Source organism: Veillonella parvula (assembly GCF_042850485.1).
GTDB lineage: Bacteria > Bacillota > Negativicutes > Veillonellales > Veillonellaceae > Veillonella > Veillonella parvula_Q.
Window position 1 is genome coordinate 1,946,464 of the sequence record NZ_AP031417.1, and the last position, 18,282, is coordinate 1,964,745.

Sequence of the window (18,282 nt, forward strand, 5' to 3'; positions counted from 1 at the left end):
ATTTGTAAAATCATGTATTTAGGAGTAAATTATTATGAACAAAAAACATTTAGCAACTGCTTTTGCAGTGTTTGCAGCGACAACGATGTCTTTCTCTGCTTTTGCTGCAACTATTGATGCTAATGCACGCGCTTACGAACGTGCTTCAGCAGAACAATATTCTTATCCTGCACCACAAGCGGCTACGCCAGCTTACCAAACTAGTTATGCTACAAGTGCACCACGCCCTGGCTACAAACCATTGCCAGCAGTGCCTTATACAGCAGGTGATATGGCTCAACAAATGCCTGTATCTAAAGAATTAGGTGATCCAATCTTTGTGGCACCACAAACAACAGCTGTAGGTCTTCAAATCATGGATCCTATCCCTACTGAAGCCCAACCTGTATACCAAGAAACTGTAAACTCCGTAACAGCTAATGGCAACGGCAGCTCCTACGTTTCTCGCTACAAAGCTAACCAATTGAACGCTTTCGACTTGTTGTTAAATGGTAAAACTTACACATATGACTTGCCTGCATACACTAACGGCTACCAAGTGAAAACTGCTAGCTCTTACAACCGTGCTGGCAACGGTGTTGCGAATGTATTCTCTACAAACGTAATCACTGAAGCAGTTGTAAACAACAACTCTTTGCGCATCACTGTAAACATGACTCAACCAACAGCTGTAGCAGCTGCTAAATTGCGTTCCATGCAACAATCTGGTCAAGTAGCAAGTGGTGAAGTAGCTGCATTGTTCGCTTACAATGAAAGCTATGATGGTGTAAAACAAGCAGCTCATTATGATATTTTTAACAACAACGGTCGTTACATCGTTGTTAAATCCGGTGCTGTAACTGTACCAAATGGTGCGCAACACCCTTATGCAACTGCATTATTCGCAGTAACCGAAGACACTGTAGCAGCTGTAACCGTATCTGGCAACACTGCTGAAGCTTCTGATTTAGTAAAAGGCACTGCATATGCAATCGCACAATCTGCTAAGGTGTCCAACAATAAAGTATCTACTAAATCTAAAAAATAATTCGTTACGAATTTAATTGTATCTGGTGAAAGCCCCCAACTTTCGCTAGCACAAAAGGCTATAAATCACTAACTCCCCCAATGAGGCAACTCATTAGGGGAGTTTTTATGTTCTTTATATTACAGTTGCATTATAGTCCCGTTACAGTCGTATTATAGTGCCGTTATAATCGCGTAAAGACCTCTAATGCCTTATACGCCATTAATCGATAACCGCGCTCGTTGGGGTGTACCTCTCCGGCAAAGACAATTTGTCCAATTTGATCCGCTTCAAACAAGGTGGTATAAAAATCTATGACCTTAATATTACGCGCCTCTGCATAGGCTTTTAGCTGTTCATTAACCTCTCGTACAACAAGATTCAATCCGTCCATATCGCTATCAATTTGAGTTTCTAAACCGATAATTACCGTCCCTTTTGTACTAGCCAGCTCAATAGCTTTCACCAAAGTCTTGTACACATAGGTACTATCTCGACCTTGTAAAATATCGTTAGTGCCACACATCAAGAAAATATGACGTGTTGGATCGGATACAGCAGTAACCGCCCAATTTTCAATATTATATATCATCCCCTGTACGGAGCAGCCATCTTCACCATAATTTGTAAAATTAACGTTCTCTATGGAAGCATCGCAGATTTCGACCCAACCGCGTCCATAGGGTACATCATAGCCACGCGTAATGCTATCGCCAAAACAGATGATTTCCATTTACATTCCTCCTGTAATATGACTCAATCATATAATAAAAGAACACCATACACAATATACATATTAATTACAAAAAGGACCCATTTTGAACTGCCCTCCAATTAGATACAATTTTTATTACGGATCCTTTTATATTATTTAAGACGAATAAAGAACAATGCGCATGCACCGATAATAGGTGCTATAGCGATAGACATCAAGGACATTTGGTAACTGCCCGTCATTACGAGGACATTGCCCAAGAGCAGTGGTGCCAAGAGAGCCCCAATTTGATTAAACAAGTTTACAAAGCCCGCTGTAGTGCCGCGTAAATGAGGTGCTGCCGATTGAACTACAAGAGCATTAGTCAACGCACTATGCATAAAGGCACCAATACCGAGGATTGGACCTGTTACAAAGAGCATGTTTGGATTTGCCGTACTTGCAAACAAGATTAAAGCGGGCGCAAATAAGAACATAACGAGCGCCGCTAAATGGTTCTTCTTAATTGGCAAAATATCAGATAAAATACCGATCGTTGGTTTCGCAATGAGCGCAGCCGTACCGAATACGCTCATGACTTGGCCTGCATAGATAGCAGTTACACCTAATTGTTTAACCATGTATAAGTTCGCCCATTGCGTTACGCCCCAAGTCGTACCTGTGGCGAAGAAGCCTGCAATAGCCAAGCAACGAATGTTACGATTAGAAATGATGTGCTTCAAGTTTTCTACTAAAGACGTTTGACCTACGCCAAGCTTAGCAGCCGCTTCAGAAGCCTCAGCTTCTCGTTGTGCGAGAATTTCTGCACTCGGCTTACGCACCGTGAAGTAACATAATACAAGTACTAACAATGGCAAGATTGCTGTAGCAAGGAATGCCGTTTGCCAGCCGTAATGTGTCGCCACATATGGTGCGTAAAGGTTTACCGTAGTAATACCAAAGGACGTACAGCTCATAAAGATACCTACGGCCGCACCCCGTTGATTCGGACCGAAGTGATCTCCGATAGCACTCAAGCAAGAAGCTTGTACAGGACCAGACATAACCCCTAATAAGAAGCGCAAACCCCAAGCCATGGTATAGTCTGTAATGGTACTCATCAAAGCCGTTACAGCGGCCATACCGATTAAACTAAACAATATGGTACGTCTGTAACCTATTTTATCCGCTAAAATACCACCTGGCAGTACCGTTAACGCATAACCAAAGTAAAAGGCCGAAATGTGTTGAGCCCCCATCTTAGCTGTGAAATGCAACGCCTCATTGAGGATAGGCATAACAGATGCCCAAGACAAGCGCATAACAAAGCTCAACAAGAACGTGAGCCACACACTAAGGAGAATTAAAATCTGAGTTCGCGAGAAACTAAGTCGATTCATACGAGCTCCTTTCTAAAGATTACCTAATAAATATATCGATAGCATACCATAGTGAATAAAGATTGAAAAGCCCTCTAGGCATAAACCTAGAGGGCTTTATTATGTGGCGGAGAGGGTGGGATTCGAACCCACGGCCCCTTGCGGAGTCACTGGTTTTCAAGACCAGCTCCTTAAACCACTCGGACACCTCTCCATAACGGTATTATTATATCAGATTGGCCGAATAATAAGCAATAATAGAATATAAGCAATCAAAAAAAGCTGACTCATGGCCAGCTTTTTTCATGTGTATTTAGTGCTTCCATATAGACTTATGGTCGCCATATATGTAGTGTTACCCTGTACAGTTGATATGAATTTGAAATTTCAACTGTTCATCACCATTAGAACAAGTCTTTTTTCCACATACCAAAGATAGCACCGGCAGAGCAAATAACAGAAATAACAACAACTTTCACAAAACCGTCTGGATCATCTTGGAACGGCAAGTGCACGTTTGTCCCCCACAAGCTAAATATGATGGTTGGCACCGCCATTGTAATAGTTAGGGTTGCCAACATTTTCATAACCATATTGAGGTTGTTAGAGATGATAGATGTGAAGGCGTTCATCATGTTCATCAAGATATTGGAATACATTTCAACCATCTCGATGGCCTGTTTATTCTCGATGATAACGTCCTCTAGTAGGTCCTCATCCTCTTCGTACATCTTGAGCAAATGTCTATAAGTGCTGTGACCACGCAAGCGCAATAGGCGTTCCATAACAGTTCCATTCGTACGCAACGCAGAGGTAAAGTATGTCATGGATTTCTGCAATTCCAATAGTTGGAAGAAGTCTTTATTCTTCGTCGTATGACGCAACTGAACTTCAATATCGTCGGTACGGCGGTTAATTTGTTGCAAGTAACGTAAAAACAATGTAGCTGTACGGTACAAGATTTGGAACAAGAACCGCGTCTTTTTATATGTATAGAATGTAGACAGTTGATTTGAAATGAACGGATATAACACTTCGGACTCTTCAAGACATACAGTAATAAAGAAGTCAGGCGTCAAAAAGATACCGAGCGGCACCGTATCGTACATATCATTGCCGCGAATCGCAGGAATGTTGATAACCACGAAAATATAATTATCCTCTAATTCCACGTGAGAACGTTCTTCCATATCGAGGGCGGTCTTTAAAACGTCCGTTGGAATTTCCGTCAAAATATTGATGAGGGACAACTCATCGGGGTCTGGGTTCACCAAATTTACCCAAGAACCTTTTGTGGCATCTGATACAGTGCAGTCTGAAACTAACTCTTCTTCTATGTGTTTGTACACCGTGATCATGCTATCCCTCCTTCCAACGAACATATAGTAATCATCTAATAAATTATATACTATTTTATAGCTATTATTCAATTCAATTGTGAAAGTTTTGTTTATGTAGTATATACATAAACCACTTTATGTCTATTAACAATGCACAATTGTATATGTTAAAAGCATCTCAAAACATCCTTTTATCAAATCTACCAAAAAATCTAGCGAGCACATAGATTAATAAAGCTGCTAAACTAAAAAATCCACCAAAAGATTAAACCACTAAAACTTACAGTGAGTAAGTATGCAAACAAATAATCAGCAATATATCATTAGGTTAAATCTTATAAAAATAACCTCTATACTAGCTTATCGCTAATATAGAGGTTATTTGTTTTATCCTACTCTGTCAAATCAGAATCATGTCATTTGTTATATTTCTGCATTAATCTATAAGATTACTTTCACCAAATTAACGGCGCAAGATACGAATAGAGTTCAAAATACAAAGAATGGATACGCCAGTATCACCGAATACCGCCCACCACATGGATGCATAGCCCATAAGGCCTAGCGCCATGATAAGAATTTTAACGGCAATAGCGAATACTACATTTTGCCAAGCAACACGCAATGTTGCTTTGGACAAGTCTAGGATATGTGCAATGGCAGTCAAAGATGGACGCATGAACACAACATCTGCCGCCTCGATAGCCGCATCAGCACCACTACCCATCGCGCCACCTACATCAGCACCTGCAAGTACTGGAGCATCGTTGATGCCATCCCCTACGAACATAGTTGGACCATATTCAGAGCGAATATCTTGTACAACAGACAATTTATCTTGAGGCAACAACTGAGCACGTACAGCACTTACGCCAGTTTCTTTAGCAATGTAATTTGCACTTGCTTCAGCATCACCTGTAAGCATAACAGTTTTAATATCTTGACCATTAAGATTAGCAATCGCTTCAGCAGAGTCTGGGCGAGCTTCATCGGCGATGATGATACGACCTAAGTATGTATTCCCTTCTGCGACAAGAACTTCTGTGCCATATTCAGCAGCTTCTGTTGGATAGCCTTGCACATTATAGCGTTCCATAAGACGACGGTTACCAATAAGTACTTGTTGACCATCTGCCATACCTACCATACCTTCACCAGCTAACTCTTGAACGAAATCAGAAGGTTCCACTGTAAGGCCTTGATCTTTTGCTTCAGACACGATGCTTGTTGCGATTGGATGTGTAGAAACGGCTTCGATAGCTGCCGCCATGGATAACAATTGACTGGAACTTACATGAGAGCCTACAGTTTCTACGCTGTGAACTTTGAACTCACCAGATGTGATAGTACCAGTTTTATCAAGAGCTACTGCTTTCACATTAGCCAACGCCTCGATAACTCGACCACCTTTTAATAAGATACCGTGTTTAGACGCATTGCCGATACCGGAGAAGAATGCAAGTGGCACGCTAAGCACCAATGCACATGGGCAAGAAATAACGAGGAATGTTAAGGCTGTGTAGATCCATTTATGCCATTCACCAGTAATAAGGGATGGGATGATAGCTACAGCCAATGCAAAAGCTACAACGATTGGTGTGTATACGCGAGCAAAACGAGTAATGAAACGGTCGATTTTAGGTTTAGAGGATGCTGCATTTTCCACGGCATCAAGAATTTTAGTAACCATGGATTCTTCAAGAACCTTATCTACACGCATTGTAATGCGACCAGATTCGTTGATACAACCAGACATAAGTTGAGTGCCAGGTACGGCGCGAACAGGTACAGGTTCACCTGTTACAGGTGCTGTATTAACGCGTGTTTCACCTTCAAGCACTGTGCCGTCTAGAGGAATTAAATCGCCAGGACGAACTTCGATAGTCCAGCCTACTTCAACCTTTTCAGGAGCCATAACTACGATTTCACCACCGCAGTCTGTATCTACAACGCGCACCTCTTGAGGACGCATATCGACAGCGTTCATGATTTCTGTACGACTACGATCAGTTGCTTTTTCTTCGAAGAACTCACCAATACGGTAAAACAAGATAACGCCTACTGCTTCAGGCAATGCGTCGATTGCAATGGCGCCCAATGTAGCGATAGACATCAAGAAGTTCTCATCAAATACTTGACCTTTTAAGATATTACGACCTGCGATACGCAATACTGGGAACGCAAGTAAGATATAGGCAATATAGTAAATTGGAGTCTCAATACTCTCTGGCAAGCTGATGGATGGGACAAAGGATGACAAAACTTCATAAAGCATGAATAACAAGCCTGCTACGATGACTGCAATTGTTACAGCATCACTACCGTGGTCGTGATCATGACCATGGTCATCCATAGTCGCTTTAGATTTACGTTCATAATCAGCTACTGTAACGCCCTCTTCGATGGCATCACAAATGTCTTGAATGTCACGTTTAAGAGCTTCGCGGTCTTCCCAAGAGCCGGTTAATTTTAATTGATGTGTAGCAAGTGTAAAATTGGCAGTCTCTACAACATCCATTTTACGGATACGATCTTCAATTTTTGCTGCGCAGTTCGGACAGTTCAAATCCTTCAACAATAATGTTTCTTCCATGATATCTCCTTTGATAATAGTGAAAGTTTCTATCCTGTATTATAAGTTAATTTATTGTCTATTTCTAATACTTATTAGACATATCTTGTTTCATATCTTGTTATATATGTTCCTAAACATTATTCATCAGATATTTTTATTTATATGAATATCTGTTCATATGTTTATATTACATTAAAGGAGATTAAATGTCAATACAAAATTATATTCACTATATATCAAATTTTATTTACTTTAGATCTAACTATATTCAGTTTATATCAAGTTTCGTTTTACCAAGAATTGATGTGCTACATCAGCTGGTAATTGATGTTCCGTTTCAACGGCATAATTCATCTTTGCCATCTCTTGATCTGTAATCGTATGATTTAAACTTTCTAATACAGGCCGCAGTTCGGGATGAGCGATTAACACTTCACTACGCACCACATTACCAGCCATATAGGATGGATATAAATGTTTATCATCTTGTAACACCGTAATTGGCGCCATACTTAATTGTCCATCAGTTGTAAATATCGGCATTGCATCCACCTCACCACGACTAATAGCCGTATATTTTAGTCCTATATCCATATCTTTAGTAGCTTTAAAGCTCATGCCATACACACGTTGTAATCCAGCATAGCCATCCTCACGGCCAAAGAAATCATATTCCCCTCCTAATGTTAGGGATGGTGCTATACGAGCAAGATCGGAATATGTTTTTACGCCATAACTCTGAGCGATTTCATTACGCACCCCTATGCCATAGGTATTATTAAAGCCGTACATGCCGACCCACTCAAAATTATATTTCTCTTTGTAGGCCTGTGAAAGCTCATTAAATAGGCTTTCATCATACGCATCTGTACGTTTCAGCACAGCAGACCAAGCCGTACCAGTATATTCAGGATATATATCAAATTGGCCAGAAAGCATAGCTGGTTGAATATTTGATGTACCACCACCTACACCTTCTGTAACCTCTACAGTTAAATCAGTCTGCTTCTCGATTAATTCTTTTAAAATATTCCCCAAAATAAGCTGTTCCGTCATAGGTTTCGTTGCAATATGAATAACATCGGTCTTCACATGACGGCAATACATAGCCCAGCCACCTATACCCATTGCAATTAGCGTCATAATCGAAACAAATATAATCGTATAACGCTTCATATGAGGGCTAATACGCGTTACTCTTTCACCTAGAGAAAATAGCGCATCAACCGTAATGGCTAATAGGGCAATCAGTAGACTACCTGCAATAGTCAAAGCACTTTGATTTGTTGTAATCCCCCTATAAATCGCCACACCTAAACCACCAGCACCAATAAAGGATGCAATACCCGTTAAGGCAATGGTCATAACGAGCATGGTCCGTATACCAGCCATAATGGTCGGCATAGCCAAAGGAATCTCTATATTCCACAAGCGTTGAATCCGCGTGAGTCCCAACGCAATTCCCGCTTCACACATGGCTTTATCAATCTGGTTAAGACCAGTAAATGTATTTCGTACCATCGGTAATAAAGCATATATAACCAATGCAATAATAGCGGTCGTATTACCAACACCGGATACATACAATAAGAGACCTAACATCGATATAGAAGGAATCGTATATAGGAAATTGACCATTACCATAACTGGCGCAGCTAGCCTTTTATATTCGTATATAAGAACACCCAACAATCCGCCGATAATGATCGCAACAACAGAAGCTAATACTGAAATTTCTATATGCTCCCATAATAGCTGGAGGAAAAAATCATAGCGATTTATAAGTAATGATATGACATCATGCATTACATACACCGCCTTTCTAAGTCAAGAAACACGAAAAATTATATAGGCATATTAGAGTCAATAAAATGCAAGAAATCTTTATCAAGCTATATTTACCCATGATACTATTGTATACCTAATTATTTCTTAACTCTAGTCTATTTACCATACACAGTAAAAGCCATCATTTATATTTATATATCATACAAGTTCAGCTCTTTAATATATCTGAAAGGAATAACAGTCCCTTGTACAGAGAGAATTTGTAATTGCTCACTAATCATATCAACAACGCCTATAAGCTCCGTATATTTTTGTTTGTTGTAATAAACAATTCGTACCCATTCCCCACAACGTACAGATTGTAAAACTGTATTTAACTCATCTATTTGATCCTCTGACAACTCTGCCCGATCTTCTTTTGGCCTTGCTACAGCAGTTAATAATGCTTCAAAGCCCCTCAATGCCGCAAAGGGCATAAATTGTTTTGCCCGTTGTAAACGAGACATACGATGTTTCATTAATGTATACCTCCCCTTATGCGACTAATCTATTCCCAATATATCCATTACACTATTTATTCCCCGTTATGCCCGCCTACCAAGGTATTTCTAAATCGCATAGTTCCTTCCTCCTGCAAGCTAGAGGCACGCAATATAGAATTCTTACCAAACTGTTCCTTAATGGATAGCATAGCCTCTTGTACCTGTCGCTCTTTTTCCTCTTCATTTGTAGTAAGAGTGCTAAATAGGTCCACCTCTTGAGGTATGGCGGATCGATTGACTAAATCCTCAAAGCTGACCCCTATACGCCGTATGAGCTCATTCTTATGGCAATGCTGCTCGTATAATTTAATAACCGCCGTCGTCAAGGTCTGTAGAGAATCTGTATACTGCTTAAGCTTTTTAGAACCTCCTGTAGAGCGCATCATTTCATTAGCATAGCCGATATGAACATAGATATGATTTGTAACCCCTTTAATTTGTAAAAGCTCTAACACCAAGGACTCTACCATTTCACGCATAGGCACGCATGCCTCTTCATAGGTATAATTGCGCAACAAAATCTGACTGTGCGAGATAGAGTGCTTAATGGGGCGATACGCATGGATATCCGCAATCGTACAAGGCTCACGGCCCCAAGCATGGTCAATGATGAGCTCTGCATTAATGCCAAACTCCTTGTACAACTTCGCTTCTGGAATCATGGTAATACCATGTAAATCATAAGCACCATACTTATGCAAACGATTAGCTATGCCCTTACCAATCTGCCATATATCGGTCAAGGGCTGATGATACCAAATTTTCTCTTTAAAAAGGCTTTCATCAAGATAACCTATAAAATCAGGTGCATGTTTCGCCAAAATATCGAGGGCAATCTTGGCGAGAAACAAATTCGTTCCAATCCCAACGGTGGCATAAATCTTCGTTGCCGCTAGCACCGCATCAAGCAACATCTGCGCCAACTGACGAGGCGTCTTTTTATATAATGGCAAATAAGGCGTGATATCGATGAAATACTCGTCGATAGAGTACACATGTACATCTTCGGGCGCCACATACTTGAGCAAGGTTCCATAAATCTCAGCAGATACCTGCATATACCGCTTCATATGTGGCTTCACCGTCAAATACTCAATATGCGGTGGAATCTGAAATAATCGGCTGCGATTTTTAACACCTAACTTTTTTAAGGCAGGAGAAATAGCCAACGTAATAGCCCCCTTGCCACGAGAACCATCGGCCACCACCAGAGGCGTCATAAACGGATCCAGTCCTAAATCGGCGCATTCTACAGACGCGTAAAAACACTTCAAATCAATACACATATACAGCCGATCCGTATCAGCTGAACCCATACAAACACCTCCCTAAACCGCTAAACAAGTAGCTTTTACAAAAATTAAGAACACAAGAATTTGTATGACTAGTATAACAAAAAAACAAAGTATTTTCAAACATATGTTTGTTTTTATGCTAGTAAATTTATAGAAAATAAAAGCACCTAACTCTAGATATATAATCTAATGTTAGATGCCATATGTTTAACAGACTATTAAAGATAGCTAATTTATTTCTATCAAAACAAACTTAATAACACTAATCCCCCTAATACAATTGAAACAGCGCCATACTCAATAGTTATCGTCACATTATCTATACTTACTTCTCCATTTTTTGCAAGCACACCTGTCGGACTAAATTGAACCATAGGTCCACTGGTTGGTGCAAAAGGAATATAAAACTCTACACTCTCAGCAGTATGAGTTTCACCATTCAAAATATACTTAATATCATAACCATAAATATATCTATCCGCACCAATCACTCTAAATGGTATTTCCTTTGTAACTCGTGGAAGTATAGACACAATCGTTACTGGAGTTCCATTGTGACGTAATAAAAATCGTTTGATAATTAAATACAACCCACTAATTATTAACCCAAGAGCCACACAAAAGAAGTAAAACACAAAAAACTCAGTACCTCTAACCATCATACGCTCCTCTCCCAACAATACAACGAAAACTATCGAGTGCCACTATATTGATGGGACACCTTCATATCTACAGTGATAAAAAGAAAGGACTATACTTATGCAGCGACATCAGGTCACGAGGAGCAAAGAAGTATAGTCCTTTCTTTTTAATTAAAATGTAGCTGTGTTATGGGGCCCCATCAATATAGGGCACCCCCACGATAGTTTTCATTATTGTTCCGGCCCTAAGTCTCGGAATTCTACGTCTCTAAATTGTGTTAATTCTCCAACGAATTGGAGTTCTACGGTACCGATGGAGCCATTACGATGTTTACGAATAAGGACTTCTGCATTGTCCCCTTTTTCGGAGTTTTCATCGTAATATTTATCGCGGTACAAGAAGATAACGATATCCGCATCTTGCTCGAGGGAACCAGATTCACGAAGGTCCGAAAGTACAGGCCGTTTATCTGGTCTGCTTTCAACACTACGAGATAACTGAGACAAAGCGATAACCGGTACGTTAAATTCACGAGCAATCAGTTTAAGATTACGAGAGATTTCGGACACCTCTTGTTGACGATTTTCACTGCCCTTACCAGCATTTCGACCTTGCATCAACTGAATATAATCGACGATAACGAGATCGAGGCCATGTTCCACCTTGAGACGGCGCAATTTAGAGCGCATATCTTGTACGGTAAGACCCGGCGTATCATCGATAAAGAGCTTGGATTTACTCATGCGATCCGCTGCGGCAATAACCTTTTCCCAGTCAGCAGGATCCATGTTCGCACGGCGCAATTTTTCAGAGCTCACACCTGCCACGGAGGACAAAATACGACCAACGAGCTGTTCCTTGCCCATTTCCAGGGAAAAGAACGCCACCGTCTTGTCGTACAACATCGTTACGTTTTGAGCGATGTTCAAGGTGAAAGCTGTTTTCCCCATCGCAGGACGAGCCGCTACGAGGATGAGGTCAGATTTTTGTAAGCCGTTGAAAATATGGTCCACATCTTTAAAGCCTGTTGGCACACCTGTAATAGCACCATCATGCTGTTGCAGTGCATTAAGTTTATCTAGATTAGATAAAACCACTTCACCAATAGCTGCAAAGGAGGATTCAGACTGAGTTTGACCGCTTACGTCTAGCACCATTTGCTCTGCCTTATTGAGGATTGCCGTCGGCTCATCTTCGCCAGCATACGTCATGCCTACGATTTTATTCCCTGCATCGATGAGGCGGCGCAACTGAGCTTTCTCGCTGATGATTTTCGCATGTTCCTCTACATTGTAGGAAACCGATTCATTCGCAAGAGATGTAATATAAGCAAGACCACCTACTGCATCAAGGCGCTTACGACGGTCTAGTTCTTCACCAACTGTGATAAAGTCAGCCGTCTTATTGGCATGCACGATTTCTAGAATAGCATCGTAAATAATACGATGTGCATCTCGGTAAAAATCTTCAGATTTAAGAATACTCGTCACCGTATCTACAACGGCACCCATATTGGATCCATTAGTTAATAAAGCCCCCAAAACGGCCTTTTCCGCATCTAGATTATGCGGTGGAATGCGTACATCCATGATAATCCCCTTCACACAACCACTATGGATAAAAGAATTCACCATACTCAAAGAGCATGGTGAATACTATTATTCGGCTACTACATTAACCTTGATAGTACTTGTAATTTCAGGATGAACACGAACTAATACGTCATGTACGCCCAATGTTTTCAATGGTTCTTTAATTTCGATTTTCTTTTTATCGATATCTACTTTGTATTGAGCTTTAGCAGCATCGGAAATATCTTTAGCAGTAACGGATCCGAATACACGGCCTTCTTCGCCCATACGAACTTTTACAGTTACTTCAACCTTAGTCAATTGAGTTGCCAAGATCTTAGCTTCGTCATTTGCAACGGCTTTATTATGAGCAATGGATTCTTGTTTTTGTTTCGCATTATTTACGTTAGTTGCTGTACCTTCAAGGCCGAGGCCTTTTTTGATCAATACATTACGACCATATGCGTCGCTAACTTCAACGATTTCGCCCTTTTTACCAACTTTTTTAACGTCTTCTAACAATACTACTTTCATTGTTGTTCCTCCTCTTGTTCTACGGAATGAAGCGCATCAAGAGCATGCTCCAAAATGGCCTGCTTCGCTTCCTCTATGGTCATACCTTGTAATTGAGCACCAGCCACAGTTCTATGACCGCCACCACCCAAGGCTTCCATTACAACTTGTACGTTCACCTTGCCTTTGGATCGAGCGCTGACGCCGATACCGCCATCATTTAGGGAATATAGTACAAAAGCTGCTTCAATATCTTCATTACTAATGAGCATGTCCGCACTTTGTGCAGCCAACGCCATCATATCCTTCAAACCTTCAGGCGCTACGGAAATAGCAATCCCTTCAGTACGACTTGCTTCAAATACCATTTTAGCACGCAATTGGATAGAATCGAAAGTTTCAATAAACAATTGTTTAACTCTGTCGATATCCGCTCCTGCACGGCGCAAAAATGCTGCAGCCTCAAAGGTACGCGCACCAGTTTGTTGAACAAAGTTCTTCGTATCTAATACGATACCTGCATAAATGCCTGTAGCTTCCGCTTTTGAAAGTTTCACAGGAACACCTGCATATTGTACAAGCTCTGTTACGAGCTCAGATGTAGACGATGCAGATGGTTCCAAATAGGTAAGTAATGGATTTTCTACAAAGTCCGCTGCACGACGGTGATGGTCGATAACGATGCGTCGTTCAGAAATTTCAAGCGCCTCTTGAGCCGCCACCATTTCCTGACGATGCGTATCACACACGACAGTGAGCGTATTCGCATCTACCCATACTCTTGCAGCTTCTGCAGTAATAATATTCTCTTTCCAGAACTCTGACTCGTTAAGAACATTCACCATTTTATCGATGGCGCTAGTTTCTTTTGAAAGCGCAATGCGCACGTCTTTACCAAGTGCTCGAGCAATGGCTGCTACACCGATAATGCCACCTAAGGCATCATAGTCTTCGCGCTGATGCCCCATGATAAGGATCTTATCAGAATCAATCATAAGCTCATGTATCGCTTGAGATACAACACGAGCACGAACGCGCGTATTCTTCTCAACGCCTGCCGTATTACCGCCAAAGAAGCGCGTACTTTCACCATCCATAATACACACTTGGTCACCACCGCGACCTAATGCAATATCTAAGGCTGCACGAGCACGGCCAGATACATCTTTCACAGAACCTACATTTTCACTAATACCAATAGAAATCGTAGCTGGTACTTGACGCGGAGAAGGTACTTTACGGATTCGTTCGAGCACTTTAAACCCGTCTTCCTCCATCTCATGAAGCGCACCACGAGAAATGGCAAAGGTATACATATCATCTTGGAAGTTACGAATAAAACCTTCGTAGCGGTCAATTTCATCCATGATGATATTATTTATATCTGTCCAAATACTAGTATACTCACGATCACTAAGACCTTTTGTCAATTCTTCGAGATTATCAATCTGAATCATGCCCCATACAGGCTGTCCCTCTTCCGCTTTAATACGGGCCTTTTCTAGGTCAGTAATGTCCTTAAAGTACAATGCCATCACTGCATGTTCCGCAAGTTCATCTTCACTATCAATATCTGATCGCGTATCCCGAGGATCGATAAATTTATAAATAATTTGGAAGTATCGATTTTCATATTTTTCCGTCATATATCCGGACTTACCCCAGATTTTATCGATACGGAAACCAGGCAACAAAGCAGACATTTTTTGGAGCTTATTCCAATCCACCTTAACCCAGTCAGCGAAAACACTATTATTCCACACCAATGTGCCTTGCTTATTAACAAGAACAATCCCCATTGGCAAATTTTGTAAAGCAAAATTAGAAGCTTGTGTGACGTTTTTCATCATCGCACTAAACTGTTCTCTTGCTAAACGACGCCGGTTATGAAGGGTATTATAATTAACCAAATACGCCGCTACTACAATGATTAATGCTAAAATTGCAATAGCCCAATTTAAATAGGCCAACAATAATAGCAATAATACGAGAACGGCAACAATGGTAATTTCTAAACCTTTCCATCTCCGTTGAAAGGATTTCATAACGGCCTCCTTTCTATTACTATTGACGCGCTTTGTAACGTGTCCGTAAATCTAAAAACATATCTATAACACCAAATATCGCTAGTGCTTGTCCAAAGAAGAAGGCATATACACCAAGTAATATCCACTTCAATTTATTACTCATGCGATAACTACTCATTAAATCTGCTAAAGCAGCAAAGCCATGAACAGAACACATAGAACTACCAAGAAGAACTAAATTATTACTAATAGTTGTAATCCATGAAGACTCCATATTAATATGTGGAGCGCCATAAATCCCAATGATACCAAGTGCATATAAACCAGCACTCCAAATAGGCATCTTCCATTCTTCAATCGGTAAAAATCGAGGTATGGAAATATGTAATCGCTTGCCTAACCATATAGATATCTGAATTGTTACATAACTATATGCTACTGCGGCTATTGCCACAGCTACAAAAAACATATCCTTCAAAGAAGCAGTAAGCTTATTCATTCTTTCTAAGAATAAATCCGCTTGCTCTTGTGTCATATTAGGATTTGTTTGTAACGCCTGTTCTGCTAATGTACGAGCTTGTTCAGTTATTTGAGTATCTATCATTGATAAGTCAATACCAGATATATATACTTGTGAAATTAGGCTAACTAATACAGCAATAAACATGGCAATACTAGGAAGTAGTAACCGTTTAATCGTTCCCAACGAAAGACGATTGCCTTCTCCAACCCCTACGCCTACAACAGAAAATAACCCTACGGCCAATCCATTCCATGGTCCGAATAACACTACTGACAAAAATGTAGTAATAACGGCTGCCGATATACTATACTTGCGGCCCCATTTTGTTCCAATTATTCCAATCGCTGCAGGCGTAACCAAAAATGCTAAAAAAGCGAAACCAGGCACATATACACTGATAGCACCTAGCATAACACCTATAGCACTAACAAACGCAGTTTCTACCATCGCTCTTGTATTTGTTTTATTCATAAATCACCATTCTTACATAAGAAGATATATTAATTGGTATCTTTTAATTATAACAGTTTAAAAGGGTAACTTCAAATACCCCATATAGTAGACAATTGCGATAGTGGTGCTATTTATAGTACTGGCAATACATATAAATAACGAAAAATAGGGAGCCACCTAAAGTAGCTCCTCATCTCATATTACCATATGTAATTGACGCATCATTTCAAATACATTCACATATGAAACATCAAAATGCTCACATATATCCGGTATTTTGACTTTCGTAGTGCTTGGTCCCGCTAAGGTTTCGTGGGTTACAACCACACCTCTGCGGACACTCGCATAAGCTATAAGCCAAGGATCCGCTTTAGCCAAAAAGCGATGTTTTTCTGCATCCTTATATTGTTGATTTGACATCACATATTCAGCGATATCTACATATGAATTTTGTATCTCATCATCATTTGTCGCTTCAGTAAATGTCAAATAATGAGTGTTAAACCAAGTAGATAACTCATCATTACCGCTCATAATTTCATTTTTAATGTGATCAATAGTTAAAATATTACCTCTACTGCGAGATATCAACTCATTCCAGAACGATGGAACAATATCAAACCCATAATAGCGGTTCTTTGCATCTATAAAGGTATTACTATCAAGAACATACATAGTTTTTTCTCCTAAAAACTATACTCATTCACATATTTTGTAAAAGTACTACCACGTAAGCCTAACAACTCATACGCATCTCGATACGCCAATTCACCTGCTCGAGCAGCTTTGACAACAGTACGACTAAAACTTTCACCCAACCGAGCGTGAGCAGTGACATAAAAATCCCCACCACCTCTTGTCTCTCGTTCAGGTAAGCTTTGTAATCGCTGATTAAAACGTTCCACTAGTCTATGATATTGAATTCGAGTAATATATCCATGCTCTAATGCTATACGATAGATAACATATTCACTCACCTTAAAACGCTTAGCTACGGTCTCATAATCCTCCAAATGTTCATTCCACACTGGAATAAATCGAGATTCCGGCACAAGAAATTCACCTGCAAAGCTGTTACAATACGGCTCAGAAGAGCTATCAGTAACGCCTTCCTCACCTAATAATATATGACAAAACTCATGAATAATCGTAAACAGCCTCCCATGATTCGAATCAGCTCCATTGATAAAAATAACAGGTGCATAAGAATCAATTAATGTAAACCCTCTAAACTCATCGACAGATAATTTACGTCTAGTGTTAGAGCCCACAATACCGTTAACAAATACAGTAACACCGATAGCCTCGATGCGTTCACGTATATATGTAAACGGATCTGCTATACCTATTTGCCAACCAGCCTCTATATTTAATAACGAATAAGCTTGATGCACAAGACTTCTGCTATCCATGTGTTTAGAAAAACCCCCTACATAAGATAACGCATCTATTCCTAAATTAAGCTTTCGATATTGACTCAACCAATCTTGGCGAATCTGCATATCATAAATAGTATCTCTTAACTCAGGACTATATGGCCTATCAGGGATTTCACCATTTAGTCTTCTAAAATCAGTAATCTCTTTATCCGATAACTGTGGAGGATTCTTTAAATAAATATACCCTAACGGTACATTGGAAAAAGTAGCTAATGCCTGTATTTGGCAAATTGTCGGATGCACACTGCCGGCAATCCACTCTCCATACTTTGGAAACCGCTTATAAAAAGCTTCATAACCTTTACCACTATATTTAGGTAACCAGTTTAAAATAGCTCCACTCACCGGAAACCGTCCGGACATACCCTCACCTCCCTTTCCCCTTTATTACTCTTCTACTAAATAATATTCGCTACTTATTATAAAATTCCTACTTTGATTACATTAATTTTACAATCATATACCAATGAAAAACAAGCAGTTGTTAAATAAATA

Annotated in this window: 15 protein-coding genes and 1 tRNA gene; 1 reads left to right on the plus strand and 15 read right to left on the minus strand. The window is 40.1% G+C overall.

The features are described 5' to 3' along the window. The first annotated feature begins 34 nt into the window (after positions 1–34). A complete protein-coding gene (locus tag ACGHIY_RS08905; protein ID WP_004694840.1) occupies positions 35–1,027 on the plus strand; it encodes a hypothetical protein in 993 nt (330 codons plus the stop codon). 163 nt (positions 1,028–1,190) lie between these two features. Here the strand turns inward: ACGHIY_RS08905 and ACGHIY_RS08910 are convergent, their stop codons facing one another. From ACGHIY_RS08910 to ACGHIY_RS08980, 15 genes are all read right to left on the minus strand, one after another. Next, on the minus strand, positions 1,191–1,739 hold the full coding sequence (locus ACGHIY_RS08910) for a GDSL-type esterase/lipase family protein (RefSeq protein WP_316708898.1): 549 nt from the start codon (positions 1,737–1,739) through the stop codon (positions 1,191–1,193). Between the two features lie 134 nt (positions 1,740–1,873). Beyond that, a complete protein-coding gene (locus ACGHIY_RS08915; protein ID WP_004698192.1) occupies positions 1,874–3,100 on the minus strand; it encodes an MFS transporter in 1,227 nt (408 codons plus the stop codon). Positions 3,101–3,204: 104 nt separating this feature from the next. Further along, positions 3,205–3,293, minus strand: a tRNA-Ser gene (locus ACGHIY_RS08920). A 190-nt stretch (positions 3,294–3,483) separates the two neighbouring features. Then, positions 3,484–4,437 (minus strand): magnesium transporter CorA family protein, encoded by a 954-nt coding sequence (locus ACGHIY_RS08925; protein ID WP_390525488.1) that lies wholly within the window; start codon positions 4,435–4,437, stop codon positions 3,484–3,486. A gap of 445 nt (positions 4,438–4,882) precedes the next feature. Beyond that, positions 4,883–7,012 (minus strand): heavy metal translocating P-type ATPase, encoded by a 2,130-nt coding sequence (locus ACGHIY_RS08930; protein ID WP_008714779.1) that lies wholly within the window; start codon positions 7,010–7,012, stop codon positions 4,883–4,885. Positions 7,013–7,267: 255 nt separating this feature from the next. Further along, the gene (locus tag ACGHIY_RS08935; RefSeq protein ID WP_316073932.1) at positions 7,268–8,800 is read right to left on the minus strand and encodes a glycine betaine ABC transporter substrate-binding protein; all 1,533 of its coding nucleotides are present in this window, start codon (positions 8,798–8,800) and stop codon (positions 7,268–7,270) included. Positions 8,801–8,973: 173 nt separating this feature from the next. Next, positions 8,974–9,300, minus strand: coding sequence for a YolD-like family protein (locus ACGHIY_RS08940; protein ID WP_012864895.1), 327 nt, complete (start codon positions 9,298–9,300; stop codon positions 8,974–8,976). 56 nt (positions 9,301–9,356) lie between these two features. Beyond that, entirely contained in the window at positions 9,357–10,640 is a 1,284-nt protein-coding gene (locus tag ACGHIY_RS08945) for a DNA repair protein (protein WP_390525489.1), read from the minus strand. Between the two features lie 221 nt (positions 10,641–10,861). Beyond that, positions 10,862–11,281 (minus strand): hypothetical protein, encoded by a 420-nt coding sequence (locus ACGHIY_RS08950; protein WP_227037275.1) that lies wholly within the window; start codon positions 11,279–11,281, stop codon positions 10,862–10,864. A gap of 210 nt (positions 11,282–11,491) precedes the next feature. Further along, on the minus strand, positions 11,492–12,850 hold the full coding sequence (dnaB, locus tag ACGHIY_RS08955; protein WP_008714774.1) for a replicative DNA helicase: 1,359 nt from the start codon (positions 12,848–12,850) through the stop codon (positions 11,492–11,494). Between the two features lie 69 nt (positions 12,851–12,919). Continuing rightward, a complete protein-coding gene (rplI, locus tag ACGHIY_RS08960; protein WP_390525490.1) occupies positions 12,920–13,366 on the minus strand; it encodes a 50S ribosomal protein L9 in 447 nt (148 codons plus the stop codon). Beyond that, positions 13,363–15,390, minus strand: coding sequence for a DHH family phosphoesterase (locus ACGHIY_RS08965; RefSeq protein ID WP_004698232.1), 2,028 nt, complete (start codon positions 15,388–15,390; stop codon positions 13,363–13,365). Before ACGHIY_RS08965 ends, rplI begins: the two co-directional genes overlap by 4 nt. Before the next feature lie 19 nt (positions 15,391–15,409). Beyond that, positions 15,410–16,366: a DUF2232 domain-containing protein gene (locus tag ACGHIY_RS08970; RefSeq protein WP_021148697.1), complete on the minus strand. Its 957-nt coding sequence runs from the start codon at positions 16,364–16,366 to the stop codon at positions 15,410–15,412. 177 nt (positions 16,367–16,543) lie between these two features. After that, positions 16,544–17,023, minus strand: coding sequence for a DUF4411 family protein (locus ACGHIY_RS08975; protein ID WP_101928550.1), 480 nt, complete (start codon positions 17,021–17,023; stop codon positions 16,544–16,546). An 11-nt stretch (positions 17,024–17,034) separates the two neighbouring features. Further along, positions 17,035–18,150: an ImmA/IrrE family metallo-endopeptidase gene (locus tag ACGHIY_RS08980; RefSeq protein WP_156697312.1), complete on the minus strand. Its 1,116-nt coding sequence runs from the start codon at positions 18,148–18,150 to the stop codon at positions 17,035–17,037. Between the last annotated feature and the right edge of the window lie 132 nt (positions 18,151–18,282).